This window comes from Rubellimicrobium mesophilum DSM 19309, assembly GCF_000600335.2.
GTDB classification, from domain to species: Bacteria; Pseudomonadota; Alphaproteobacteria; order Rhodobacterales; family Rhodobacteraceae; genus Rubellimicrobium; species Rubellimicrobium mesophilum.
This window is the reverse complement of record NZ_KK088560.1, coordinates 19,402-44,294: the sequence shown is the minus strand read 5'-3', so window position 1 is coordinate 44,294 and position 24,893 is coordinate 19,402. Positions and strand designations below refer to the sequence as shown.

The 24,893-nt window shown below is 69.4% G+C and carries 19 protein-coding genes and 1 tRNA gene; 12 read left to right on the top strand and 8 right to left on the bottom strand.

Annotation, left to right across the window (positions count from 1 at the left end; translation table 11 throughout):
• The first annotated feature begins 52 nt into the window (after positions 1–52).
• Genes RUMESO_RS06730 through RUMESO_RS06720 form a run of 3 tightly spaced genes read left to right on the top strand, consistent with a single transcriptional unit; the run spans position 53 to position 3,294 of the window.
• Entirely contained in the window at positions 53–847 is a 795-nt protein-coding gene (locus tag RUMESO_RS06730) for an alpha/beta fold hydrolase (protein WP_037279112.1), read from the top strand.
• Positions 844–2,499 (top strand): PAS domain-containing hybrid sensor histidine kinase/response regulator, encoded by a 1,656-nt coding sequence (locus RUMESO_RS06725; protein ID WP_051521091.1) that lies wholly within the window; start codon positions 844–846, stop codon positions 2,497–2,499. The genes RUMESO_RS06730 and RUMESO_RS06725 overlap by 4 nt, the downstream gene beginning before the upstream one ends.
• Before the next feature lie 39 nt (positions 2,500–2,538).
• Complete coding sequence (locus tag RUMESO_RS06720) at positions 2,539–3,294, top strand: LuxR family transcriptional regulator (RefSeq protein ID WP_037279110.1); 756 nt, start codon at positions 2,539–2,541, stop codon at positions 3,292–3,294.
• A 260-nt stretch (positions 3,295–3,554) separates the two neighbouring features.
• Here RUMESO_RS06720 and tsf read toward each other — a convergent pair whose 3' ends face one another.
• Positions 3,555–4,457, bottom strand: coding sequence for a translation elongation factor Ts (gene tsf / locus RUMESO_RS06715; protein WP_037279107.1), 903 nt, complete (start codon positions 4,455–4,457; stop codon positions 3,555–3,557).
• A gap of 75 nt (positions 4,458–4,532) precedes the next feature.
• Positions 4,533–5,300, bottom strand: a complete 768-nt coding sequence (rpsB, locus tag RUMESO_RS06710; protein ID WP_037279104.1) for a 30S ribosomal protein S2 — start codon at positions 5,298–5,300, stop codon at positions 4,533–4,535.
• Between the two features lie 225 nt (positions 5,301–5,525).
• Here rpsB and RUMESO_RS06705 point away from each other — a divergent pair, with 225 nt between their 5' ends.
• From RUMESO_RS06705 to RUMESO_RS06690, 4 genes are all read left to right on the top strand, one after another.
• A complete protein-coding gene (locus RUMESO_RS06705) occupies positions 5,526–6,419 on the top strand; it encodes a PfkB family carbohydrate kinase (RefSeq protein WP_037279101.1) in 894 nt (297 codons plus the stop codon).
• Positions 6,416–7,330 carry a pseudouridine-5'-phosphate glycosidase gene (locus tag RUMESO_RS06700; RefSeq protein WP_037279099.1) on the top strand — a complete coding sequence of 305 codons (915 nt, stop codon included), beginning with the start codon at positions 6,416–6,418 and terminating at the stop codon, positions 7,328–7,330. The genes RUMESO_RS06705 and RUMESO_RS06700 overlap by 4 nt, the downstream gene beginning before the upstream one ends.
• Before the next feature lie 93 nt (positions 7,331–7,423).
• Positions 7,424–8,191, top strand: a complete 768-nt coding sequence (locus RUMESO_RS06695; RefSeq protein WP_051521090.1) for a DUF502 domain-containing protein — start codon at positions 7,424–7,426, stop codon at positions 8,189–8,191.
• Positions 8,188–8,790, top strand: a complete 603-nt coding sequence (locus tag RUMESO_RS06690; protein ID WP_211262809.1) for a LysE/ArgO family amino acid transporter — start codon at positions 8,188–8,190, stop codon at positions 8,788–8,790. Before RUMESO_RS06695 ends, RUMESO_RS06690 begins: the two co-directional genes overlap by 4 nt.
• 2 nt (positions 8,791–8,792) lie before the next feature.
• Here the strand turns inward: RUMESO_RS06690 and RUMESO_RS06685 are convergent, their stop codons facing one another.
• Positions 8,793–9,578, bottom strand: a complete 786-nt coding sequence (locus tag RUMESO_RS06685; RefSeq protein ID WP_037279096.1) for a 3-hydroxybutyrate dehydrogenase — start codon at positions 9,576–9,578, stop codon at positions 8,793–8,795.
• Positions 9,579–10,100: 522 nt separating this feature from the next.
• On the opposite strand from RUMESO_RS06685, the gene RUMESO_RS06680 reads away from it, so the two are divergent.
• Positions 10,101–11,933 carry an extracellular solute-binding protein gene (locus tag RUMESO_RS06680; RefSeq protein WP_037279094.1) on the top strand — a complete coding sequence of 611 codons (1,833 nt, stop codon included), beginning with the start codon at positions 10,101–10,103 and terminating at the stop codon, positions 11,931–11,933.
• A 170-nt stretch (positions 11,934–12,103) separates the two neighbouring features.
• Here the strand turns inward: RUMESO_RS06680 and RUMESO_RS06675 are convergent, their stop codons facing one another.
• The 4 genes from RUMESO_RS06675 to RUMESO_RS06660 all read right to left on the bottom strand — a co-directional run bounded on the left by RUMESO_RS06675 (position 12,104) and on the right by RUMESO_RS06660 (position 18,495).
• Positions 12,104–12,727, bottom strand: coding sequence for a helix-turn-helix domain-containing protein (locus RUMESO_RS06675; protein ID WP_037279335.1), 624 nt, complete (start codon positions 12,725–12,727; stop codon positions 12,104–12,106).
• 159 nt (positions 12,728–12,886) lie between these two features.
• Positions 12,887–14,263, bottom strand: coding sequence for a glycosyltransferase family 39 protein (locus RUMESO_RS06670; RefSeq protein WP_051521089.1), 1,377 nt, complete (start codon positions 14,261–14,263; stop codon positions 12,887–12,889).
• A gap of 79 nt (positions 14,264–14,342) precedes the next feature.
• Complete coding sequence (mfd, locus tag RUMESO_RS06665) at positions 14,343–17,912, bottom strand: transcription-repair coupling factor (RefSeq protein WP_082483398.1); 3,570 nt, start codon at positions 17,910–17,912, stop codon at positions 14,343–14,345.
• 58 nt (positions 17,913–17,970) lie between these two features.
• Positions 17,971–18,495 (bottom strand): hypothetical protein, encoded by a 525-nt coding sequence (locus RUMESO_RS06660; protein WP_037279092.1) that lies wholly within the window; start codon positions 18,493–18,495, stop codon positions 17,971–17,973.
• Between the two features lie 124 nt (positions 18,496–18,619).
• On the opposite strand from RUMESO_RS06660, the gene hemB reads away from it, so the two are divergent.
• From hemB to RUMESO_RS23995, 4 genes are all read left to right on the top strand, one after another.
• Complete coding sequence (gene hemB, locus RUMESO_RS06655; RefSeq protein WP_037279090.1) at positions 18,620–19,612, top strand: porphobilinogen synthase; 993 nt, start codon at positions 18,620–18,622, stop codon at positions 19,610–19,612.
• Positions 19,613–19,703: 91 nt separating this feature from the next.
• Positions 19,704–20,261, top strand: a complete 558-nt coding sequence (locus RUMESO_RS06650) for a lipid-binding SYLF domain-containing protein (RefSeq protein WP_037279089.1) — start codon at positions 19,704–19,706, stop codon at positions 20,259–20,261.
• Positions 20,262–20,632: 371 nt separating this feature from the next.
• Positions 20,633–23,050 (top strand): GcvT family protein, encoded by a 2,418-nt coding sequence (locus RUMESO_RS06645; RefSeq protein ID WP_037279087.1) that lies wholly within the window; start codon positions 20,633–20,635, stop codon positions 23,048–23,050.
• A 119-nt stretch (positions 23,051–23,169) separates the two neighbouring features.
• On the top strand, positions 23,170–24,657 hold the full coding sequence (locus RUMESO_RS23995) for a sensor histidine kinase (RefSeq protein WP_169791141.1): 1,488 nt from the start codon (positions 23,170–23,172) through the stop codon (positions 24,655–24,657).
• A gap of 139 nt (positions 24,658–24,796) precedes the next feature.
• On the opposite strand, the gene RUMESO_RS06635 is transcribed toward RUMESO_RS23995, so the two are convergent.
• Positions 24,797–24,883: transfer RNA gene (locus RUMESO_RS06635), tRNA-Leu, on the bottom strand.
• Positions 24,884–24,893 lie beyond the last annotated feature (10 nt).

Here is a 24,893-nt window from a genome sequence, read left to right as displayed (position 1 = left end):
CTGTCGTCAGGATAGAAACGAAACTCTGCTGTGATTTGACGAGGATGCCGCCATGGATGTCTTGCGGCGCAACAACGTGAAGGTGTCGGGCCTAGGCTCGCGCCCCATGGTCTTCGCCCATGGCTTCGGATGCGACTACAACGCCTGGAGCGCCATGGCGCCGGAGTTCGAGCGCGACCACCGCGTCGTGCTCTTCGACCATGTGGGCGCCGGTGGCTCGGACCTTTCGGCCTACGACTCCGGCAAATACTCCACCTTCGACGGCTACGTGGACGACACCATCGAGGTGCTGAGGGCCCTGGGCCTGAAGGACGTGGTCTTCGTGGGTCACTCGGCCGCCGCCACCATCGGCATGTTGGCGGCCATCAAGGCCCCGGACCTGGTCGATTCGCTCGTCATGGTGTCACCCTCGCCGTCCTTCATCGACGACGGCGACTACAAGGGCGGGTTCTCGCGCGAGGATATCGAGGGGCTGATCGAGGTTCTGGACAGCAACTTCCTGGGCTGGTCGCGCTCGATGGCGCCTGCCATCATGGGCAACGCCGAACGCCCGGAGTTGGGCGAGACCCTCGCCGGCAGCTTCTGCCGCACCGACCCCGACATCGCGCGCGAGTTCGCCCGCGTCGTCTTCCTCGCCGACCATCGCGCCGACGTCCCCAGGTGCCGGACGCGGAGCCTGGTGCTCCAGACCCAGGCCGACATGATCGCGCCGGTCGAGGTCGGCCATTACATGCACCGCCACCTGCCTCGGAGCGAGCTCGTGCTCATGCAGGCGTCCGGTCATTGCCCCCACATGAGCGCGCCCGAGGAGACGACGGCGGCGATCCGCAGCTTCCTGGCGAAATGAGCGACCCGACGCGCCTTGACCCGCCCGACGAAACCTTCGAGGAGCTCTACGATCAGGCACCGGTCGGCTACCTGACGGCGCGCCCCGACGGGACGATCACGCGGGTCAACGGGACGCTGGCCGGCTGGTTGGGGCTGGCGCCGGGCGCCCTGACGGGCCAGAGGATCCAGGCCCTCCTGACCCCCGGGGCGCGCATCTTCTACGAGACCCATTGCGCCCCGATCCTGCGCAGGGAGGGTTTGCTCCGCCAGGTCGCCCTCGATCTGCGCCGCGCCGATGGCACCCGGCTGCCCGCGCTGGTCGACTGGCGGCGCGTGGATGATGCCGATGGAGGGCTGCTCGGCCATCGCCTCCTGGTGGTCGATGCCACCGACCGGCGCGCCTACGAGCGCGAGTTGCTGGCCGAGCGTGAGCGCGCCCGCGCGGCCGCCACGGAGCTCGCGCGGCTGAACGCCGAGCTCGAGGCCCGAGTCGAGGCCCGGACGGCCGAGCTCGTCCAGCTTCAGAAGGTCGAGACGCTGGGCCAGCTCACCGGGGGCGTCGCTCACGACTTCAACAACCTGCTCACGCCGATCGTGGGCTGCCTCGACATCCTGTCGCGCAAGGCCAAGCTCGAGCCCCGCAACGCCAGGCTCCTGGCCGCCGCCGCCGAGGCGGCCGAGCGGGCGCGGCTGCTCGTCGCTCGGCTCCTCGCCTTCGCACGTCGCCAGCACCTGAACGCCCGGGCCGTCGATCTGGGTGCCCTTGTGCAGGACATGAGCGAGCTCGTCGCCCGCTCCGTGGGCCCGATGATCGAGATCCGAATCGAGGCTGCCTCGGATCTTCCGCCCGCCCATGTCGACCCGGGTCAGCTCGAGCTCGCGATCCTGAACCTCTGCATCAACGCGCGCGACGCGATGGAGGGCAAGGGCCGCCTGACCTTCGTGTTGGCGTCCGCGGTCCTCGGGGACGGCCATCCCGCGCGGCTGCCGCCCGGACCCTACGTGGCGCTGGCCATCGTCGACGACGGCCTGGGCATGGACGACGCGACCCTTCGGCGCGCGACCGAGCCCTTCTTCACCACCAAGGACCCCGGGCAAGGCACCGGGCTTGGCCTGTCCATGGCCAAGGGCCTAGCGCAGCAGAGCGGCGGCGAGCTCCTGATCGAGAGCACGCCCGGCCAGGGCACCCGGGTCACGATCCTGCTGCCCCAGGCGCGAGAGCCGCTGGAACTACCTTCTTCCCTTCGAGTTGCCGCCACCCTCCCCGAGGTGCCACCTCTGCGCGTGTTGGTGATCGATGACGAGCCCCTGGTGCGGGATTCGGTCGCGCGGATGCTCCGGGACCTCGGGCACGACGTCGAGGAGGCGGGTTCGGGTGCCGAGGCGCTCGATCTCCTGGCTCGGGCCGGCGCGCCCGACCTCCTCGTCACCGACCACGCCATGCCGGGCATGACGGGGGCCGCCCTGGTGACCGCCAGCCGCCGGTTGGCACCCGATCTGCCCGCCTTGCTCATGTCGGGCTACGCCGCCCTGGCCGGCCTGGAAGGCGAGGCCCTGCCCTGCCTCGCCAAGCCCTTCACCACCGTCGAGTTGGCCGAGGCCATCGCTCGTGTGGTGAAGCCGGCCCGCAGCGCGTCGGGTCTGGACATTCCCGCCGGCACCGAAAAATGATGCGTGACCCGTCGTCAGGGTGATATTGGTTTATCGAACATGCATGACTTGGTTATTCACCTGGATCGCGTGAACAGCGCGACCTCCGTGGAAGGCCTGTGGCGACTCCACCTCGACGCCATGGCGTCGTTCGGCTTCGACCGGCTGCTCTACGGCTACACGCGATACCGCAGCGGGCGGTCGCTTGGCGACCCGCAGGACTGGGTCGTGCTGACCAACCTGCCCGCCGCCTACATGCGCCCCTACATCGAGGAGGGGCTCTACCTGAACGGCCCCATGGTCCGCTGGGCCCTCGAGAACGATGGCGCCTGCTCCTGGTCCTGGATGCACCAGATGGTGGCCAAGGGCGGCTTCTCCCCGGCCGAGCTCAAGGCGATGGAGTTCAACCGCAAACTCGGCGTCACCACCGGCTACACGATCAGCTTCCACTCGGTCTCCAAGCGCGCCAAGGGCGGCATCGGGCTGTGCGCGCGTCCGGGCCTGACGCAGCCGGAGGTGGACGAGCTCTGGGCCAAGGACGGTCCCACCATCACGGTGATGAACAACGTCTTCCACCTGAAGCTGCTCACCCTGCCCTACAGCGGCTCGCGCACGCTCACGCAGCGGCAGCGCGAGGTGCTGCAATGGGTGGGCGACGGCAAGACGGCGCAGGACATCGCGCTGCTGATGGGCCTGACCCCTGCCACGGTGGAGAAGCACCTTCGCCTCGCGCGCGAGGCGCTGGACGTCGAGACGACCGCGCAGGCCGTGCTCAAGGCCGCCTTCTACAACCAGATGTTCACGGTGGACGCCTGAGGGGTGGGGAATCCCCTACTCGCGCGACTCGACGTCCTGCGTCAAAACGCCGCCATTGAGACGGACGACGGGCCTTGGGCCCAAAGGCCGGATCGGGCGGAGCCCTGGCGTTTCAGGGACGGTCGGTCCGGAGGGAATTGATCCCGAACGGGATCGGCTGTCCCCGCCGATTCGCTGCAAGGCCCGCCTCGTCCCCCCGGGCGGGCCCCAAGAGAGGCGGCGTCGTGCCCTGTCCCGGCACGGCGCCGCATCCTTTCCGATCAGGCGCCGGCGTTCATCTTCGCGACCTCGGCCGCGAAGTCCTCCTGCACCTTCTCGACGCCCTCGCCCACGCCGAGGCGCACGAAGCCGGTCACCGTCACGCCGGCCTCCTTGGCGGCCTGCTCGACCGTCAGGTCCGGGTTCACCACGAAGGCCTGGCCCAGCAGCGTGCTCTCGGCCACGAACTTCTTCATCCGGCCCGGGATGATGTTGTTCTGGATCACCGCCTCGGGCTTCGGCTTCGCGGAGGCCGCGTTCTCCTCCAGAGCCTTGGCGGTCTGGACCGCGCGCTCCTTGGCGAGCACGTCCTGGTCGAGCGAGGCTTCGTCCAGCGCGGCCGGGCTGGCGGCGGCGACGTGCATGGCGATCTGGCGGCCGATGCCGTTGTCGGTGCCGGACAGCGCGACCAGCACGCCGATCTTGCCCAGACCTTCGCCGGCCGCGTTGTGGACGTAGGACACCACGGTGTCGCCAGACAGCGAGGCCATGCGGCGCAGGGTCATGTTCTCGCCGACCTTCGCGATGGCGTCGGTCACGGCGGCCTCGGCCGTCTTGCCGCCCACGTCGGCCTGCTTGAGCGACTCGAGGTCGTCAGCCTTCAGCGCCGCGCGGGCGACGTCACGGACAAGCCCCTGGAACTCGGCGTTCTTGGCGACGAAGTCGGTCTCGGAGTTGATCTCCACGACCACGCCCCTGCCACCCTCGACGGCGACGCCCACGAGGCCCTCGGCCGCGGTGCGGCCCGACTTCTTGGCGGCCTTGGCAAGGCCCTTGGTCCGCAGCCAGTCGATGGCCGCGTCCATGTTGCCGTCGGTCTCGGTCAGCGCCTTCTTGGCGTCCATCATGCCGGCGCCGGTGGTCTCGCGCAGTTCCTTCACCATGCTCGCGGTGACAGCAGTCATCTCATCCTCCTTTAACGGATTCGGGCGGGTGATGCACCCGCCCGATGTAGGTTTCGCGACGGTCCCGGTGCGGGATCAGGCGGTCGCGCCGGTGTCCTCGAGCGTCTCTTCCGCGAGATGCTCCATGGCGCCGATGTCCACGCCGGCATTGCCGAGCTGCGTGCTCATGCCTTCCAGCGCGGCGCGGGCCACGAGGTCGCAGTAGAGCTGGATCGCGCGGGCGGCGTCGTCGTTGCCCGGGATCACGTAGTCCACGCCCTTGGGCGAGCAGTTGGTGTCCACGACCGCGACGACCGGGATGCCGAGCTTGTGGGCTTCCTGGATCGCGAGGTCCTCCTTGTTCACGTCGATGACGAACAGGAGGTCGGGGACGCCACCCATTTCACGGATGCCGCCGAGCGAGGCCTGGAGCTTGGCCTGCTCGCGCTCCATGCCGAGCCGCTCCTTCTTGGTCAGGCCCTCGAAGCCGCGGTCGGCGGCCTCGTCGATCGCCTTGAGGCGGTTGATCGACTGCGAGACGGTCTGCCAGTTGGTGAGCGTGCCGCCCAGCCAGCGGTGGTTCATGTAGAACTGCGCCGACTTCTCGGCGGCGTCGGCGATGGCCTTGGAGGCCTGGCGCTTGGTGCCGACGAAGAGGATGCGGCCGCCGCGGGCGACGGTGTCGCGGATGACGCGCAGCGCCTCCTCGAGCATCGGGGCGGTCTGCGTCAGGTCGACGATGTGGATGCCGTTCCGCGACCCGTAGATGAACGGGGCCATGCGGGGATTCCACCGCGCGGTCTGGTGGCCGAAGTGAACGCCCGCTTCGAGAAGCTGGCGCATGGAGAACTCGGGGAGAGCCATGCCTTTTTCCTTTCCGGTTTGGCCTCGACGGAGGATCAGGGGTCGCCCCCCAACCGGTGGACGCACGGGGATTTCTCCCCCGGACGCCCGCCTCCGCCTGCGAAGTGGGGGGCACGTAGCGGCAATTGGGGCGGTTTGCAAGGCTCCTGCGTCGAATGGCGCGCAGGCGGCGTTCTCTCGGGACCGGGTTGACCATGACGGACGGCTCGGCGCAACTGCGGGTCCATGGCCCCTGCCCCCGACATCCTCTGCATCGGCTCCTGCCTCTGGGACATCATCGGCCGCACGCCGTCGCATATGCGGCTGGGGGGCGACGTGCCGGGACGGATCTCCCGCATCCCAGGCGGTGTCGCCCTCAACATCGCCATGACGCTTCGCCGCTTCGGCCTGAGGCCCGGGATCCTGACCGCCATCGGACGCGACCCGGAGGGCGAGCAACTCGTGGCCGAGTGCGAGCATCTCGGGCTCGTGACCTATTTCGCCTACCGTTCCGAGGACTTGCCAACCGATCGTTACATGGCGGTCGAAGGCGCGAACGGCCTGATCGCCGCCATCGCCGACGCTCATTCGCTGGAAGCCGCCGGCGAGAAAATCCTTCGCCCGCTTGAGGATGGACGACTCGGCTCACCCGACGCGCCCTGGTCCGGCCCGGTGGCGCTCGACGGCAATCTCACGACCGATCTCCTCGGCCGCATCGCCACGTCGCCCCTGTTCTCGAAGGCCGACCTGAGGGTCGCCCCCGCAAGCCCGGGCAAGGCCGAGCGTCTGCTCCCGCTCATGGGGCACCCGGGGGTGACGGTCTACGTGAACCTGGAGGAGGCGCGCATCCTCGGCCACCGCGAGTTCGGCGACTCCGACCAAGCCGCCCGTGCCCTCCTCTCGCAGGGCGCCCATCGGGTGCTCGTGACGGACGGAGGCCGCTCGGCCTCGGTCGCCGATGCCTCGGGGGTCCTCACCCAAGTCCCGCCCGAGGTGCTCGTCACGCGCGTGACCGGCGCGGGCGACACCTTCCTCGCCGCGCATGTGGTGGCCGAACGCGAGGGCGCGGGCCGCGAGTTGGCCCTCGCCCGCGCCCTCAAGGCCGCAGCCCTTTACGTCTCGGGAGACACGCCCTCATGATTCCCATGGAGTTCTCGGCCGAAGTTGAGACCGCGCGTCACGAGGGCCGCCCCCTCGTCGCGCTCGAATCCACCATCATCACCCACGGGATGCCCTGGCCTCGCAACGTCGAAACCGCACGGCTGGTCGAGGCCGAGGTCCGCGCTCACGGCGCCGTCCCGGCGACCATCGCGGTCCTCGACGGAGTCCTGCGGGTCGGCCTGTCCGACGGGGAGCTGACGGCGCTTGGCCAGGCCCAGGGGGTCGCCAAGCTCTCCCGCGCCGACTTCGCCGCCTGCCTCGCGCGCAAGGGCACCGGCTCGACCACCGTCGCCGCGACCATGATCGGGGCGCGGCTCGCCGGGATCGAGGTCTTCGCCACCGGCGGCATCGGCGGCGTCCATCGGGGGGCCGAGCGCAGTTTCGACGTCTCCGCCGACCTCCAGGAGCTCTCGCAGACCGCCGTATCCGTGGTCGCCGCCGGGGCCAAGGCCATCCTCGACCTGCCCAAGACCCTGGAGGTGCTGGAGACCCTCGGCGTTCCCGTCATCGCCTTCGGCCAGGACGAGCTGCCGGCCTTCTGGTCACGCTCCTCCGGCCTCAGGGCGCCGCTGAGGATGGACCGCCCGTCCCAGATCGCGGCCGCGCAGCGGATGCGAGCGGCACTGGGCCTCCCCGGCGGGCAGCTCGTGGCGAACCCCATCCCCGAGGCGGACGAGATTCCCGCCGAGACGCTGGCGCCCCTCATCGCGCAGGCTCTGGACGAGGCCGACTCGCAGGGCATCGCCGCCAAGGCAGTCACGCCCTTCCTCCTCTCCCGCATCTTCGAGCTGACCGAGGGACGCAGCCTCGAGGCCAACATCGCGCTGGTTCTCAACAATGCCCGCCTCGCCGCGAGGATCGCTGCGGAACTCGGCTCGCAGCGCGCCTGAGCGGGCGGCTCGCGGGCTCGTCAGGGTCTTGCTGTTGCAGCGATCCCCAAGGGTGGCCTAGAACCCTAGCGACTCCAGCCGAAGGCCTCCGCCATGCGCCGCCCCGTGCCCGTCCCGAAGCAGCGCCACTGGCTCGTCACCCGCATCCTCGGGGCGCTCCGGAACAACTTCTTCGCGGGCGTGGTCGTGATCGCGCCCATCGGCCTGACGATCTGGCTCATCTGGACCTTCGCGGGCTGGGTGGACAGCGTCGTCATGCCCTTCGTGCCGCCCTTCTGGCACCCCGAATCCATCGTGAACCGCCTGATGGGCCACGAGCGCGGCAGCCCTGACTGGATCGAGATCAACATCCGGGGCGTCGGCGTCGGCTTCTTCCTGTTCTTCACGATCATCATCGGCTGGGTCGCCAAGGGCCTGGTCGGCCGCTCGCTCCTCCGCTCGGGCGAGGACCTCGTGGGCCGCGTGCCGGTGATCCGGTCGATCTACAACGCCGTGAAGCAGATCTCCGAGACGCTCTTCACCCAGTCCGACGCGCGCTTCGAAAGGGCCTGCCTCGTGGAGTTCCCGCGCAAGGGGATGTGGTCGCTGGCCTTCGTCTCGGCCCCGCTGCGCGGCGAGGTGCGACAGCGGCTCCAAGGGGACGGGGAGGAGATCGTCGGCCTCTTTCGTCCCATCACGCCGAACGCCACCACCGGCTACCTCCTCTATGTGCGCCGGTCCGAGATCATCGAGCTCGACATGCCCCTCGAGGACGCGGCCAAGATCGTCATATCGGCGGGGCTCGTCTATCCGGGCGAGGTGGTCTCGCGCCCCGAAGACCTCGTCGAGCCCCCGCCCGAGCCCGCGCGCGCCGCCGAATGATCGCCGCCGCGCTGACCGGATTCGCGACCGGGTTCTCCCTGATCCTTGCCATCGGGGCGCAGAACGCCTTCGTGCTGCGCCAGGGGCTCCTGCGCAGCCATGTCCTGCCGCTCTGCCTGCTCTGCTCGCTGTCGGACGCGGCGCTGATCGCCGCCGGGGTGGCCGGCTTCGGCGCACTGGCCCAGGCCCTGCCCTGGTTCCCCCGCGCGATGTCGCTCGCGGGGGCGGCGTTCCTCGTGGTCTACGGAGCGATGCGCCTCCAGGCCGCTTGGAGGGGCGACTACGCGCTCGCCCTCGCCGGAGAATCCGCCGCGCTGCGGCCCACTCTCGCCATGGGCGCGGCCTTCACCTGGCTCAACCCCCACGTCTATCTCGACACGCTGGGTCTCGTGGGGGCCGTCTCCACGCAGTTCGCGGGCGCGGAGAAGGCGGCCTTCGGGGTGGGCGCCACCGCCGCCTCCTTCGCCTTCTTCTTCGCCCTGGGCTTCGGTGCCCGCCTCCTCGCCCCCGTCATGCGGAGCGCCGAAGCCTGGCGCCGCCTCGACCTCCTCATCGCCCTCGTGATGTGGACCCTCGCCCTCGGCCTCCTGCGCGGCTGAGCTCAGAGCGCCGTCCAGCCCCCGTCCACGCTGATCGTCGTCCCGGTGACCTGCGCCGCCGCCTCGGAGCAGAGGAACACCGTCGTCCCGCCGATCTGCTCCACGGTGGCGAACTGGCGCGACGGCTGGCGCTCCAGCATGACCTCGCGGATGACCGTCTCGCGGTCCATGCCATGCGCCTTCATCTGGTCGGGGATCTGCGCCTCCACGAGCGGCGTCAGCACGTAGCCCGGACAGATCGCGTTGGCGGTGATGCCCTGCCCGGCCGTCTCGAGCGCGGCGGTCTTGGTCAGCCCGACGAGGCCGTGCTTGGCCGCGATATAGGCCGCCTTGTAGGGCGATGCGGTGAGCCCATGGGCCGAGGCGATGTTGACCACCCGTCCCCAGCCCTTGGCCCGCATCCCCGGCAGCGCGGCGGCGGTGGTATGGAAGGCGGAGCTCAGGTTGATGGCGAGGATCGTGTCCCATCTCTCGACGGGGAAGGAGTCGATCGGCGCGACGTGCTGGACCCCGGCGTTGTTCACGAGGATGTCGCAACCCCCTGCCTGGGCCACCAGCGCGCGGCATTCCTCGCCCTTGCTCATGTCGGCGCGGACATAGGTCGCACGGACGCCGAACTCCGCCCCGATCCCCTGCGCGAGGTCGTGATCGGACCCGTTGTCCGTGAAGGAGTTGAGGACCACACCGGCTCCGGCTCCGGCCAGTGCCCGCGCAATGCCGAGCCCGATGCCCGAGGTCGATCCGGTCACGACGGCGGTCCGGCCGGACAGGGGGCGGTTGGGATCCATTTGGAGGCGCTCCTTCATGCTGTGACGCAGCATCATAAGGAGAGGCCGCGTCCCCGCAATGCGCGACCTCCAGCCGATGCGTGACCCTGGATCGGCAGGTTTTGGCCGCTGCGGGCGTGAGGCGGCATCTGAGCCGGTCGCCCCAAGCTCTTGGGTCTGTGGATAAACCCGCACCCACCTCTGGGGGATTCGTTTGTCGAAACGGCGATTCGCTTCACCCCAACAAACTTCTTGTGAGGAACAGTCCGGTTCCGTCCCGGGTCCCCAAAGGACGGGGACGCGCGGGAAACCTAAGAAATCAGGTGAAGTCGGGCGAATGGACCTGATCGGACCACAAAAAACGCCCGCCATTGGCGGGCGTCGAGTTGTTGAGGCAGGTTTCATACAGGCAAGAAACCTATCGAGCAGTGACCTCTTTATAGGCGTTCTTGAGGCGCTGCGCTAGCCGTAAGTTTGATTTCGCCGGACCCGCCGCGTAACCTCGCCCGACACCTGAACGAGGCACCAGGGAGAGCAGACACCATGATGCACCGACTTCTCACGCGCCTGAGGCTGGGGGGCGCGTCCGCGCTCCTGCTGGCCGGCGCCGCCTGTGGGGAGCCCATGCACGGCATCGCCATGTACGGCGACCCCGCGCTGCCCCCCGGCTTCGACCACCTGCCCTACGCGAACCCCGACGCGCCGAAGGGCGGCACGGTGGTCTCGGCCGAGGTGGGGAGCTTCGACAGCCTCAACCCTTACATCCTCAAGGGCACGGTGCCCTGGCAGCTCACCTTCCTGACCACCGAGTCCCTCCTGGGCCGGTCGCTGGACGAGCCCTTCACCCTCTATCCGCTCCTGGCCGAGTCCGTGGAGACCGCCCCCGACCGAAGCTGGGTCGAGTTCACGCTGAACCCGAGCGCGACGTTCTCCGACGGAAGCCCCGTGACCGTCGAGGACGTGATCTGGTCCTTCCAGACGATCGGCGAGCATGGTCATCCCCGCTACCGGACCTTCTGGCAGAAGGTGCAGTCCATCGAGCCGGTTGGGGAGCGCGGCGTCCGCATCACCTTCAACACCGCCGACCGCGAGCTCGCCATGCTCGCCGGTCTCCGGCCCATCCTCCAGAAGAAGCAGTGGGAGGGCGTGGACTTCGAGAACGCCGACGGTCTGGACATGATCCCGATCACCTCCGGCCCCTACGTGGTGGACCACTTCGACGCCGGCCGTTCGGTGACCTTGCGGCGGGACCCGGACTACTGGGGGGCGGAGATCCCCTTCCGCAAGGGAACCATGAACCTCGACGAGGTGCGCTTCGAGTTCTTCGGGGACGAGACCGCCGCCTTCGAGGCCTTCAAGACCGGCGACGTGAACATCATGCGCGAGACGAACCCCGCCAAGTGGGCGACCGAATACGACTTCCCCCTCGTGCAAGAGGGACAGATCGTCCTCGACGAGATCCCGAACCAGCGTCCCACCGGCATGACCGGCCTCGTGATGAACACGCGGGACGCGCTCTTCTCCGACATCCGCGTGCGGGACGCGATGACCCTTGCCTTCAACTTCGAGTTCATCAACGAGGCCATGACCGGCGGCGCCCAGCCGCGCATCACGTCCTACTTCTCGAACAGCCCGCTCGGCATGACCGAGGGGCCGGCCGAGGGCCGCGTGCAGGAGTTCCTGGCCGAATACGAGGCCGACCTGCCGCCCGGCGCGCTGGAGGGCTATGCGCTGCCCGTCAGCGACGGCTCGGAGCGCAACCGCAGGAACGTCTCGGCCGCGCTGGGTGAGCTGGAGGAAGCTGGCTGGACGGTGGGCAGCGACGGCGTCCTGCGGAACGCGGCGGGCGAGCCCTTCCAGTTCGAGGTCCTGCTGGAGAACGGCTCCTCCGAGGTGGCCTCGATCGTGGACATGTACGTCCAGGCTCTCCAGCGGCTCGGGATGCAGGTCACGGTGAACTCGGTCGACTCCGCCCAGTACAAGGAGAGGACGGACGCCTACGACTTCGACATGACCTACTACCGGCGGGCGCTGTCCCTCTCCCCGGGCAACGAGCAGACCCTCTACTGGGGCTCGGCCACCGCCGACGAGCCCGGCGGGCGCAACCTCATGGGCGTCAAGAGCCCGGCCATCGACGGCCTCGTCAAGGAGCTCCTGACCTCCGAGTCGAACGAGGACTTCGTGGCCGCCGCGCAGGCGCTCGACCGGGTGCTGACGGCGGGGCGCTACGTGATCCCCTTCTACCAATGGAACGCGGCCCTGATCGCTCATGACGTGCGGCTCACCTATCCCGACACGCTCCCCGTCATGGGCGACTGGCCCGGCTGGGAGCCCGACGTCTGGTGGTGGGACGAGAGCGCGGCCCCAGCGCAGTGAGTCTCCTGCCGAAGAGCCGAGGGCGCCCGAACGGGCGCCCTTTCCGTTCCTCGGGGCGCCTGCTCGGAGGGACGCACCAGCCGCCGAGGCCCGACGCGTAGGCCCTCCGGCACGACGCCGAGCCCGCGGTGCGGAACCCCGTCCGCTGATCGGCCCTCCAGGGGGTCAGCCTAGGCCAGCGAGGTCACCCAGAGGATCGTCGCGTCGTCCTGGCTGACGGAGACGACGTTGTGCCCCATCGCCGCGTCGTAATAGGCGCTGTCGCCGCGCCTCATCTCCACCGGCTCGTAGAACTCGGTGTAGAGCCGGATCGCCCCGGTCAGCACATAGAGGAACTCCTCCCCTTCGTGCCTGACCCATCCGCCGAACTCCTCGGGCCTCCGCGCGCGCACCCGCGTCCGGTAGGGCAGCATCCGCTTGCGGCTGAGCGACTCGGCCAGCAGCTCGTGCTCGTAGGTCGTGGTGAGCTGCTCCTCGCCCTCGCCCGACTTCGTCACCGCCATGCGGCCGTTGACCTGCGCCGTCGGCCGGGGAGTGAAGAGCTGCGGCACCGAGATGCCGAGCCCCACCGCGAGCTTCTTGAGCGCATCGTAGGTGGGCGACATCTGCCCGTTCTCGATCTTGGACAGCGTGGATCGGGCGAGCCCCGCCTGCGCGGCGGCCTGTTCGAGCGTCCAGTCCCTCTCGCGCCGAAGCTCCCGAACCCGCGCGCCCAGGTCGAGCGGCGGAAGATGGTCCGTCCCTCCGCCGGAGCGGGCGATGCGGAGAAGCGTCTTGGGATCGTTGCCGGCCATGTCCGGCTGATACACGACCGGGAGGAGACTGCGCAACGGCAGCGCGGTCCTGCCACAGGCCTCGTTCCACAACCAGGGATTTTAGAGCAATTCCAATAAGCGACCGTATGTTGCCAGGAATACTTCACCCGCTTCCTCAAGAAGCCGACCGATCCACCCTTATGGACCCTCCACCGTGATCTCGACCCGGACCTCACGGCCTCCGTGGCCAATCGCGACGATCCCTGCGTCCCTCCCGACAGGTGCGGGATCAACCCCTCCATCGGCGCCCTGCTCGCGGATCACCACCGCTCCGGGTTCGGCTCGATCTCCTGGCCGGATCAGGCGCGGCGCCAGGTCCGGCGCCAGGAACGCGAGGTTTCCCGCAACCCACTGATCTTCCACCAAGAGCCGTCCTTCGTCTGCGGTGAGCTCCTGGAGCCGCTCGACGAGGGGGCCGAAGTCCGCCCCCCGGTATCCCGGATCGACAAGGCTCGCGTAAGGCAGGAGCGGGACCACCACAAGCCAGATGGCCGCGACGGTCCAGCCGAGTCCGCGCCGAGCCCCATCGCCCAGCCTCGGCCAAATCCCCAGGACCGCCACCGGCACCAGGCCCCATGCGACCGGCAGCAGCCAGCGCACGGCGATCTCGGTGGCACCCGAGGCCAGGAGCCCGAGCCACAGCAGGGCCAGCGACAGCCCCGCCGCCGCTCCGATCAGCCGGGCCAGCGGGGCGAGCCGCGCGCCCGGACCCCTCCGCGCCAGGGCGAAGCCACCCAGCACGAGAACCGCCAAGGCCACGAGGGTCAGGCTCGCCATCAGGAGATCCCGAGTCGCCTCGACCCGCGCGCGGACCCCATCCATCCGTGCGAAATCGAGCTTGGCGACGCTCGCGGTCGCCAGCTCCGGATTCCGCGCGATCCAGAACGCCACCGGCGCGACGACCACGGCCGCCACCGCCGCCGCCCCGCCCAGCCGCAGCGGACGGAGCCGTCCGCGCCACTCGGGCAGCAGCGACGCCGCCGCGAGCAAGGCCAGGGGCCAGAGCACGAAGTTGAACTTCGACAGCGCCCCGAGCCCCAGGGTCAACCCCAGGACCAAGTGGTCCCGCCAGCGCCCGGAAGCCAACGCTCGCCCGAAGAGCCCCGTCGCCACGACCGCCATGAACAGCGCCAGCATGGTATGCGTGAGCGCCCGCTGCCCCTCCCACACGACCTGCGGCAGCAGCGAGAGCGACAGCGCGGCGACCGCCGCAGGCCAAGCCCCCGCCTCGCGCCGGAGCATCGCGAAGAGCCCCAGCACCGTGCCCGCAAGGATGGCCTCCTTGAGCAGCGCCAGCGCCAGCAGCCCTTCGCCGAGGACCCGGAACAGCCCCCATTGAAGCCAGAAGTAGAGCGGCGGCTGCGGCCCGTAGCCCAAGGCCAGGTGCCTCGACTGGTAGAAGGCCTCGGCCTCGTCCAGCTCCAGCGCCGGCCCGATCAGCAGCCGGAGCACGACCTGCAGCGCCGCATAGGCGAGGACCGCAAGGGTCAGGCGCGCCTCGATTCCCTTCGGCACCGGGGCCTCCCGCTCTATCGTCCATCCGTGCCGGGGCCCTATCACGGCCCGGGCTTCGCGGGCAATTCGGGCCCGGGGCTCAGCCTCGACGACGGGCCACTGGCGAAGGCTTGGCGGAAGAAGCCGTCTCCGCCTTCATGCCAGGCAGAGCCGCAGGTTTCGAGGCCTTGGGCCCGGCTTCGGCGTCCACGGCCTCCTTCCCCTTCCTTGGGCTGGCCTCGGCCACCTTCTCGGCGAGGTCGCGCACGATGGCGAAGGCGCCCTTGATCCGGTCGGCCTCCGAGGGCCAGTCGCGGAGCACCACGAGCTTGTTGTCCTTTATCCGCGCTTGCCCCGCCTGCGCCTGGATGTACTCGACCAGCCCCGCCGGCGAGGCGAAGCGGTCGTTGTGGAACACCAGCGTCGCCCCCTTCGGCCCTGCGTCCAGCCGCGCCACGCCGGCCTTGCGCGCCATGGCCTTGATCCGCACCACGAGGAGCAAGGTATTCACCTCGCGGGGCAAGGTTCCGAAGCGGTCGATCAGCTCGGCCGCGAAGCCCTCCAGCTCCACCTTGGTGGACAGCGCCGAGAGCCGCCGATACAGCCCGAGCCGCACGTCGAGATCCGGGACATAGGCCTCGGGGATCAGCACCGGGACACCGAGGTTGAGCTGCGGCGCCCATTGCCCGGCGGTTTCCACCAGCTCGCCCTGCCCCGACCGCAGCCGGTCGATCTCCTCCTCCAGCATCTGCTGGTAGAGCTCGAACCCGACCTCGCGGATCTGCCCCGACTGCTCCTCGCCGATGAGGTTCCCCGCGCCCCGGATGTCGAGGTCCTGGCTCGCCAACTGGAAGCCCGCCCCCAGCGAGTCGATGCTCCCCAGCACCCGCAGCCGCCGCTCCGCCTGCGGCGTGAGCTTCTGGCGTGGCCGCGTCGTCAGGTAGGCATAGGCCCGCGTCTTGGACCGCCCAACGCGCCCCCGAATCTGATAAAGCTGCGCCAGCCCGAAGGCGTCCGCCCGCCAGACGACCATCGTGTTCGCCGTCGGAATGTCGAGGCCCGACTCCACGATCGAGGTCGCGAGCAGCACGTCGAACTTGCCGTCGTAGAAGGCGTTCATCTTGTCGTCGAGCTCGGTGGCCGCCATCTGGCCGTGCGCCACGACATAGCTGGCCTCCGGCACCTCGCGCTTCAGCCAATCCTCCATCTCGGGCAGGTCCGCGATGCGTGGCACCACGACGAAAGACTGCCCGCCGCGATACCGCTCCCGCAGCAGCGCCTCGCGGATCGTCACGGTGTCGAACTCCGAGACGTAGGTGCGGATCGCCAGCCGGTCGATCGGTGGCGTGGTGATGACCGACAGGTCCCTCACGCCCGAGAGCGACATCTGCAAAGTGCGCGGGATCGGGGTCGCGGTCAGCGTCAGGACATGGATATCCGATCGCAGCTCCTTGAGGCGCTCCTTGTGGCTCACTCCGAAGTGCTGCTCCTCGTCGATGACCAGCAGCCCGAGGTTCGCGAACCTCACCTGCTTGGCGAGCACCGCATGGGTGCCCACGACGATGTCGACGGTGCCCTTGGCGAGCCCCTCGCGCGTCTGCGCCGCCTCCTTGGCCGAGACGAAGCGCGACAGCGGCCGGACCTCCAGCGGGAACCCTCGGAACCGCTCCGCGAAGGTCTTGTAGTGCTGCCGCGCGAGCAGCGTCGTCGGCGCCACGACCGCGACCTGCACCCCCGACATGGCCGCGACGAAGGCGGCGCGGATCGCCACCTCGGTCTTGCCGAACCCCACGTCGCCGCAGATCAGCCGATCCATCGGGTTGCCGGAGTCCATGTCCCCTAGAACATCCTCGATGGCCTGAAGCTGGTCGTCGGTCTCGACATAAGGGAAGCGCGCGAGGAACTGGTCCCAGATGTCCTCCGGCGGCTCCAGCTCCGGCGCCTTCCTCAGCGCCCGCTCCGCCGCCGTTCGGATCAGCCGCTCGGCCGCGATCTTGATCCGCTCCTTGAGCTTCGCCTTCCGCGCCTGCCAGGCCCCGGCGCCCAGCTTGTCGAGCAACCCCTCCTCGTGCCCGAAGCGGGACAGCAGCTCGATGTTCTCGACCGGCAGGTAGAGGCGCGTGTTCTCGGCGTATTCCAGCGCGATGCACTCATGCGCCGCGCCCAGCGCCTGCAGCACCTCCAGCCCGTGATACCGCCCGACCCCATGGTCGACATGCACCACGAGGTCCCCGGGCGTGAGCGCGTTGACCTCGGTCAGGAAGTTCTCCGCCCGCCGCTTCTTGCGCGTGGGCCGGATCAGCCGGTCGCCCAGCACGTCCTGCTCGGAGATCACCGTGAGGCCCGGCGCCTCGAATCCGTGCTCCAGCGGCCAGACTGCGAGGTGGATGCCGTTCCGCCCCACCCGCGAGAAGTCCGGGACCGGGATCGTCTCGCCCGTCCCCTCCTCCTCCAGCAGGTGCTCCATCCGCTCGCGCGAGCCCTCGGAGTAGCTGGCGACCAGCACCGGCCCCTCGGCCAGCCGCGCCTTCACATGGGCGGCCAGCGCCCCAAAGAGCGAGATCTTCTCCTGCTGCCGCTCGGGCGCGAAGTCCCGTCCGATCCGCCCGCCCGCGTCGATGACGCCATAGCCGGTCGGCTGCTTCAGCGGGTTGAACTGCAGAACCCGCAGGCCCTTCAGCGCCGCGTCCCAGGCCGCCTCGTCCAGATAGAGGAGCCCCGGCGGCGCCGGCTTGTAGACGGTGTCGACGCGCCCCCTCTCCCGCATCGCCGACCGGCGCGCCTCGTAGGCGTCCTCGATCGCTGCCCAGCGCGCCAGTCGCGAGGGGCCGACCTGGTCATCCAGCGTCACGCTCGCCTTGGGCAGGTAGTCGAACAGCGTCTCCAGCCGCTCGTGGAAGAACGCGAGCCAGTGCTCCATTCCCGCGTGCTTGCGCCCCGCGCTCACCGCTTCATAGAGCGGATCATCCGTCCCCGCCGCGCCGAACTCGATGCGGTAGTTCTGCCGGAACCGCGTGATCGACGCCTCGTCGAGGATCACCTCCGACACCGGAGCGAACTCCACGACGCTCAGCTTCTCCGTCGTCCGCTGCGTCACGGCGTCGAACCGGCGCGCCCCGTCCAGCGTGTCCCCGAAGAAGTCGAGCCGCACCGGCGACGGATGCCCCGGCGGCCAGACGTCGATGAGCCCGCCGCGCACCGCGTAGTCGCCGGGCTCCGTCACGGTGGGCGACTGCGTGAACCCCATCCGCGTCAGGAAGCCCCGAAGCTGCTGCTCGTCCACCCGGTCGCCAACTCCGGCGGAGAACGCGGCCCCCCGCAGCGTCTCCCGCGCCGGCACCCTCTGGGTCGCCGCGTTCAGCGTGGTCAGCAGCACGAACCGCTCCGGCATCCCATGGGTCAGCGCGGCGAGCGTCGCCATCCGCTGCGCCGCGATCTCAGGGTTGGGCGAGACCCGGTCGAAGGGCAGCACGTCCCAGGCCGGAAACTCGAAGACCGGCACCGAGGGGTCGAAGAACCGCAGCGCCTCCCGCATCGCCGCAAGTCGCCGGTCGTCCCGCGCGACGTGCAGCACGGGAACGCCCGCTGCTTCCAGCTCCTTCAGGACGAGCCGCGCGTCGAACCCCTCGGGCGCGCCGCCGACGGTGATGTGGTTGGGAGAGGTCGCCATGCGGCGTCACCTACCGCGCGGGCGGGCGGTGTCAACGGCGCCCGCCGCCCCCCGCCGCTCACAGCCCGTAGAGCACCAGCAGGTTATGGTACATCCCGTACATGCCGGTGACGAAGATCGACACGGTGCCGATCCCCTGCGTCCAGATCCGTTGCCGATGGAGCACCTTGCACAGCTCCTCCCCCTGCGGCGCGCGCTCCTCGATCCGCCGCGCGGTCGAGAGGCTCAGGAGGCCCACGAGCGCCATCGGCACCATGATGAGCGCCATCGCCTGCGCAAGCTCCACCCCGTACCACACGGCCATCGTCATGAGCGCGGTCAGCAGGAAGGCCGAGAACCCCGCGAGCCACAGCCCCGACATCCGCGCCACGTAGAGGAGCCGGTTCACGTTGATCCGCACCAGGTCCTCGAGGTCGGTCAGCGCCTGCCCGCCGTGCCGCTTGGCGCGGAGCACCATGTCGAAGGGGACCCCCAGCACCCAGTGGCTCGCGGTGGACCAGGCGACGGCCAGCACGATCCAGAACCACAGGTTCGAGAAGGACCGGAAGTCGATGACGTCGAAAAGGGTCTGCGTGAAGTCCACTGCGGTCCGCCGGGCTCGGGTCCGGCGAGCGTATCCGAGCGCCGCGCCCCTGCCTAGCCTTGTGGCGGTGAACATTCCGTGCGAGGCCCGGGGCCGAGACCGCCCTCGCACGGGAGCCCGATCCATGACCCCTGCCCCCTTCCCCCTCGCCCGTCCCCGCCGCCTGCGCGCGACTCCCGCCCTCCGCGCCCTCGTGCGCGAGACGACGCTCACGCCCTCCGACCTCATCTGGCCGATCTTCCTGATGCAGGGCAGGAGCGAGTCCGTCCCCGTGCCCTCCATGCCCGGCGTGAACCGCCTCACCGTGGACCGGGCCGTTGAGGCCGCGCGCGAGGCCGCCTCGCTCGGCATCCCGGCCCTCTGCCTCTTCCCCTACACGGCCATGGAGCACCGCACCGCCGACTGCTCCGAGGCCTGGAATCCCGACAACCTCACGAACCGCGCGATCCGCGCCATCAAGGACTCGGTGCCCGAGGTCGCGGTGATGACCGACATCGCGCTCGACCCCTACAACATCGACGGCCACGACGGCTTCGTCGAGCATGGGGAGATCGTCAACGACCGCACGGTCGAGGCGCTGGCAAGGATGGCCCTGGCCCAGGCCCGCGCCGGCGCCGACATCCTCGGCCCCTCCGACATGATGGACGGCCGCATCGGCGCGATCCGCCGGATGCTGGAATCCGAGGGCTTCCAGAAGGTCACGATCCTCAGCTACGCCGCCAAGTATGCGAGCGCCTTCTACGGTCCCTTCCGCGACGCGGTCGGGGCCACGGCCGCCCTCAAGGGCGAGAAGAAGACCTACCAGATGGATCCCGGCAACTCCGACGAGGCGCTCCGACTGGTGGCCCGCGACCTCGCGGAAGGGGCGGACATGGTCATGGTGAAGCCCGGGATGCCCTATCTCGACATCTGCCGCCGCGTGAAGGACGAGTTCGGCATTCCCACCTTCGCCTACCAGGTCTCGGGCGAGTTCGCGATGCTCAAGGCCGCCGCCGCGAACGGCTGGCTCGACGGGCCGCGCGTCATGCTGGAAAGCCTCATGGCCTTCAAGAGGGCGGGGTGCGACGGGGTCCTCACCTACTTCGCGCCCGAAGCGGCGCGGGCGATGAACGACTGATTCGCGAATCGGTTGGTGACAAATGAATCCGATTCCTCTACGAAGCGAGCAACGGCCGGTTGACAAGGCCAGGAACCTATCGGGCAGTGATATGGACGGACTCTCCAGACGTGCGTTCGTGGCTTTGGCGCTCGCGGGCACCGCGCTCGCGGGCTGCGCGAACCCCGTGGGTTCGGGCAACGCGGCGGTGATCGACGCCCGCGTCGACAGTGCGCTGAACTTCCTCTACCAGACCTACCCCGGCACCGTGGACCTCGGCCAGCGGGCCGCCGGCATCCTCGTGATGCCCGTGGTGACCGAGGCGGGCCTCGGCCTCGGCGGCTCCTTCGGGACCGGCGCGCTGCGGGTCGGCAACTCGACGGTGGACTACTACTCGGCCACCTCCGCCTCGGCGGGGCTCCAGATCGGCGCCCAGCAATACAGCCATGTCCTCTTCTTCATGACCCAGGACGCGCTGGCGCAGTTCCGCCAGTCCCCCGGCTGGGTCGCCGGCGCCGACATCGAATACGCCGCCAACGCCCAGGGCGACGTCCTGCGCGCCGACACCACGACCTCGCTCTCCCCGGTCATCGCCGTGGTCTTCGGCCAGTCCGGCCTCCGACTCGGCGCCACGGTCGAGGGCACGAAGTACACCCGGATCATCCCCTGATTCGATCGCGGGGGCCGCAGGGCGGGCTTCAGCCCGCCGCGCGGCCCAAGCGACCCCCGACCGGCCCGCAGGATGCGCTTCAGCGCAACATCCGCGTCCGCGCCGGGCCGCCCGATGGTGGGCAGACGCCCACCCGACATGGGGGCGACGCAACACCCTCCCTCACGGAATATGGCAGCATCGGCGGGCACTTACCCCGGGGGTGTTGCGTCCCCCACCCCCCCACCGAACGCCCGGTTTACCAATCGTTCATCCTTTTCCGCGACCTTTGAGGGGCGAAGACACGCCAGCGACTCGTCCTGTCGCTGGCAGGCTTTCGCGGTCCGAGGAGCCTGCCCACAAAGGGCGTCACAACAGAGGGGAGCGAAGCGATGAGAACCACCACCCGCGTGGCCGTGATCGGCGGAGGCGTCGTCGGCTGCTCCGTGCTCTATCACCTGACCAAGCTCGGCTGGACCGACGTCATGCTGATCGAGAGGTCCGAGCTCACCTCCGGCTCCACCTGGCACGCGGCGGGCGGCTTCCACACGCTGAACGGCGACACCAACATGGCGGCGCTCCAGGGCTACACGATCCGCCTCTACAAGGAGTTGGAGGCCCTGACGGGGATGTCCTGCGGGCTCCACCACGTCGGCGGCATCACCCTCGCGGACAACCAGGCCCGCTTCGAGATGCTCAAGGCCGAGCGCGCCAAGCACCGCTACATGGGCCTCGACACCCGCATCCTCGGCCCCGAGGAGGTCGCCGAGATGACGGACGGCCTCGTCAACGTGGACGGCATCGTCGGCGCGCTCTACGACCCGCTCGACGGCCACCTGGACCCCTCGGGCACCACCCACGCCTACGCCCGCGCCGCCCGGATGGGCGGGGCCGAGATCGTCCTCCACAACCGCGTCCTCGGCCTGAACCCCCGCGCCGACGGCACCTGGGACGTGGTGACCGAGCAAGGGACGATCCATGCCGAGCACGTCGTCAACGCCGCCGGCCTCTGGGCGCGCGAGGTCTTCGCCATGGCCGGCACCTACGGCCCCCTCCTCCCGATGGCGCACCAGTATCTCGTCACCGACGACCTGCCCGAGATCATGGCCTTCCTCGACAAGGGCAAGGAATTCCCGCACGTCATGGACCCCGGCGGCGAGAGCTACCTGAGGCAGGAGGGTCGCGGCCTCTGCATCGGCTTCTACGAGAAGCCCTGCGAGCCCTGGTCCGTGGACACGACCCCCTGGGACTTCGGCCACGAGCTCCTCAACGAGGACTTCTCCAAGATCGAGGACTCCGTCGCCTTCGCCTACCGCCGCTTCCCGGTCCTCGAACGCGCCGGCGTCAAGCGCGTGATCCACGGCCCCTTTACCTTCGCCCCCGACGGCAACCCGCTGATCGGCCCCGTGCCCGGCCTGCGCAACTTCTGGTCCGCCTGCGCCGTGATGGCGGGCTTCAGCCAGGGCGGCGGCATGGGCCTCAGTCTCGCCCAATGGATGATCGAGGGCGAGGTCGAGCGCGACCCGCGCGGCTTCGACGTGGCCCGCTTCGGCAACTGGACGACGCCCGGCTACACGGTCCCCAAGGTCATCGAGAACTACCGGATGCGCTTCTCGGTCGCCTACCCCAACGAGGAACGTCCCGCCGCCCGGCCCTTCAAGACCTCGCCCATGTATGACGTCTTCAGCGGCATGAACGCCGTCTGGGGCCAGCAATACGGGCTCGAGGTCGTCAACTACTTCGCCCTCCCCGGCGAGCCCGCCTACGAGACGCCGACCTTCAAGCGGTCCAACGCCTGGGAGGCGACGCGGCAGGAGGTCCTCGCGGTCCGCAACGGCGTCGGCATCAACGAGCTCTCCAACTTCGGCAAGTACCGCATCACCGGCCCCAACGCCCGCGCCTGGCTCGACCGCGTCATGGCCGGCACGATCCCCCAGCCCGGCCGGATCGCGCTGAACCCCATGCTGGCCGAAAGCGGCAGGATCATCGGCGACTTCACCGTCTCCTGCCTCTCCGAGACCGAGTTCATGGCCACAGCGAGCTACGGCGCCCAGGGTTGGCACATGCGCTGGTTCGAGAGCCACCTGACGGCCGGCGTCCGCGTCGAGAACGTCTCCGACACCCGCACCGGCTTCCAGATTGCCGGGCCGAACGCGTCGGAGCTCCTCAAGCGCGTGACCCGCTCCGACGTCGACTCGCTCCGCTTCATGGACTGCCGCCGCATGACGGTCGGCATCGCCGACTGCCTCGTGCAACGCGTGAGCTACACCGCCGACCTCGGCTATGAGATCTTCTGCGACCACATGAGCCAGCGGCACCTCTGGAACATCCTCTGGGCCGCCGGGCAGGACCTCGGCCTCCGTCCCTTCGGGATGCGCGCGATGATGTCGCTCCGCCTCGACAAGTGGTTCGGAAGCTGGGGCCGCGAGTTCTCTCCCGACTACACGCCCGCCGAGACCGGCCTCGACCGCTTCGTCCGCTACAACAAGCCCGCGGACTTCATCGGCAAGGCCGCCGCCATGGCCGAGAAGGCCTCCGGCCCGGGAAGGCGCCTGGCAAGCCTGGTGGTGGAGGCGGGTGACGCCGACGTGGTCGCCTGGGAGCCCATCTGGCTCGATGGCAAGGTCGTGGGCTGGTGCACCTCCGGCGGCTTCTCGCACTTCACCAACCAGTCGGTCGCGCAGGGCTTCCTGCCCCCCGACCGCATCGTGGACGGCCTGCCGCTCGAGGTCGAGATCCTGGGAGAGCGCCGCCCCGCCCGCATCCACCTCGCGCCGCTCTGGGACGATGGAGGCCGGATGCGGGATTGAGGCCTCTCGGCCACCTCGTCTGGCCTCGCATCGCCGTGAATACGGAGAGGGCTTTTTCGCTTGTAGGTTGAGTGTCGTACGATGATCGTGCTCCGCGCCCCACCGCAAGGAAGAGCCCATTGACCACCGCCCCTGTCCAGCGGCCCCTCACCGACACGTCCCAGGCCCGGATCGCCGAGCTGGAGGCGGAGGTCGCGCGCCTGCGTCGCCGTCTGAACGCCACCGGCCTCGACACCCGCGCCCTCGATCCGGGATCGGATAGCCGGGCGGACGTCGCCCGGCTCGTCGGCTGGCTCGCGATCTGCACATGGACCACCGACGCGAAGGGCGACTTCCTGGAGCCGCAACCCTACTGGCAAGCCTACACCGGCCAGAGCTGGGACGAGTGCCGGGGTGGCGGCTGGGCGAACGCGATCCATCCGGATGATCGCGAGAGGCTGAGGCGGTCCTGGGCCGAGGCCGTGGCGACCCGGCGGCACTACAGCGCCGAGGGGCGTCTCTGGCGGGCCGATGCGGACGGCTACCGTCCATTCATCTCCAAGGCCGCCCCGGTGCTCGATGAGAGGGGACGCGTCTGCGAGTGGGTCGGCATCCACACCGAGACGCATGACCGGCGCAGCCTCGAGGAGGCCCGCATCGCCAGCGAGCTCCGCCTGTCGGCGGTTCTGGACAATACCCGGATGGCCGTCTTCATGATGGATGACCGTCAGCGCTGCGTCTACATGAACGCGGCGGCCGAGCAGCTCACGGGGTATCGGCTGGACGAGACGCAGGACCGTCCGCTGCACGACGTGATCCACCACCGTTACCCGGACGGGCGACCTTTCCCCTTGCAGGACTGTCCCATCGACCGAGCCTATCCCGAGGACAACCAGACCAGCGGGGAGGAAGTTTTCGTCCACAAGGACGGCCATTTCTACCCCGTGGCCTTCACGGCCTCCCCAATCCGCGACCAGGCGGCCAAGGCGGTCGGCACCATCGTCGAGGTGCGCGACATCCGTGCCGAGAAGGAAGCCCAGGCCCGCCTGCGCCTTCTCATGAACGAGTTGAACCACCGGGTGAAGAATACGCTTGCCACGGTGCAGTCGATCGTCCGGCAGGGCCTTCGCGGGTCCGAGATCCCGTCGAGGGTCCGCGAGGGCATCGATGCCCGGCTCCTGGCGCTCTCCCGTTCGCACGACCTCCTGACGCGCGAGGCCTGGGGGCGGACCTGCCTGAAGGAGCTCGCGGACCTGGCGCTCGAGCCCTACCGCGCGACCGGCGAAGCGGCGGGACGGCTGATCGTCGAGGGTCCGGAGATCCGGCTCGACCCTTACGCGGCGCTGGCGCTCGGCATGGCGTTCCACGAGTTGGCTACGAACGCGGCCAAATACGGGGCGCTGTCCAATGACCGGGGCCGGGTCCGCCTCTCTTGGAGGCGAGACGGCGGAGCCCTGCGGATCGATTGGAAGGAGGAAGATGGGCCCCCGGTGATACCGCCGAAGGAGAAGGGCTTTGGCTCCCGTTTGATCGAGAGGGGTCTGGCGCAGCAACTCGACGGCTCCGTGGCGATAGCCTATCCGCCCGCCGGCGTTGTCTGCTCGATCGAGATGCCAGTGGCGGCGTGAGGCCGGTGACTGTCCCTAGCTGGTCACTTCGACGAATTGCGGAGGTGCCGAGACCCAAGCCTGCTGGCGAATGATCGGGTCCGGGGCGCCAGCGCATCCGAAGGCGACCGGCCCGAGCCGCCTTCGCTTCGAGGGATAGTGGTGCCGGTGAAAGGACTCGAACCTTCACGAGGGGTTGCCTCGGCGGATTTTGAATCCGCTGCGTCTACCATTCCGCCACACCGGCCAGCCCCGCC

Excerpts from the sequence above, each read along its gene's own strand:
- RUMESO_RS06730 (WP_037279112.1), top strand. The coding sequence starts at position 53 with ATGGATGTCTTGCGGCGCAACAACGTGAAGGTGTCGGGCCTAGGCTCG.
- RUMESO_RS06725 (WP_051521091.1), top strand. The coding sequence starts at position 844 with ATGAGCGACCCGACGCGCCTTGACCCGCCCGACGAAACCTTCGAGGAG.
- RUMESO_RS06720 (WP_037279110.1), top strand. The coding sequence starts at position 2,539 with ATGCATGACTTGGTTATTCACCTGGATCGCGTGAACAGCGCGACCTCC.
- tsf (WP_037279107.1), bottom strand. The coding sequence starts at position 4,457 with ATGACTGCTGTCACCGCGAGCATGGTGAAGGAACTGCGCGAGACCACC.
- rpsB (WP_037279104.1), bottom strand. The coding sequence starts at position 5,300 with ATGGCTCTCCCCGAGTTCTCCATGCGCCAGCTTCTCGAAGCGGGCGTT.
- RUMESO_RS06705 (WP_037279101.1), top strand. The coding sequence starts at position 5,526 with ATGGCCCCTGCCCCCGACATCCTCTGCATCGGCTCCTGCCTCTGGGAC.
- RUMESO_RS06700 (WP_037279099.1), top strand. The coding sequence starts at position 6,416 with ATGATTCCCATGGAGTTCTCGGCCGAAGTTGAGACCGCGCGTCACGAG.
- RUMESO_RS06695 (WP_051521090.1), top strand. The coding sequence starts at position 7,424 with ATGCGCCGCCCCGTGCCCGTCCCGAAGCAGCGCCACTGGCTCGTCACC.
- RUMESO_RS06690 (WP_211262809.1), top strand. The coding sequence starts at position 8,188 with ATGATCGCCGCCGCGCTGACCGGATTCGCGACCGGGTTCTCCCTGATC.
- RUMESO_RS06685 (WP_037279096.1), bottom strand. The coding sequence starts at position 9,578 with ATGGATCCCAACCGCCCCCTGTCCGGCCGGACCGCCGTCGTGACCGGA.
- RUMESO_RS06680 (WP_037279094.1), top strand. The coding sequence starts at position 10,101 with ATGATGCACCGACTTCTCACGCGCCTGAGGCTGGGGGGCGCGTCCGCG.
- RUMESO_RS06675 (WP_037279335.1), bottom strand. The coding sequence starts at position 12,727 with ATGGCCGGCAACGATCCCAAGACGCTTCTCCGCATCGCCCGCTCCGGC.
- mfd (WP_082483398.1), bottom strand. The coding sequence starts at position 17,912 with ATGGCGACCTCTCCCAACCACATCACCGTCGGCGGCGCGCCCGAGGGG.
- hemB (WP_037279090.1), top strand. The coding sequence starts at position 18,620 with ATGACCCCTGCCCCCTTCCCCCTCGCCCGTCCCCGCCGCCTGCGCGCG.
- RUMESO_RS06650 (WP_037279089.1), top strand. The coding sequence starts at position 19,704 with ATGGACGGACTCTCCAGACGTGCGTTCGTGGCTTTGGCGCTCGCGGGC.
- RUMESO_RS06645 (WP_037279087.1), top strand. The coding sequence starts at position 20,633 with ATGAGAACCACCACCCGCGTGGCCGTGATCGGCGGAGGCGTCGTCGGC.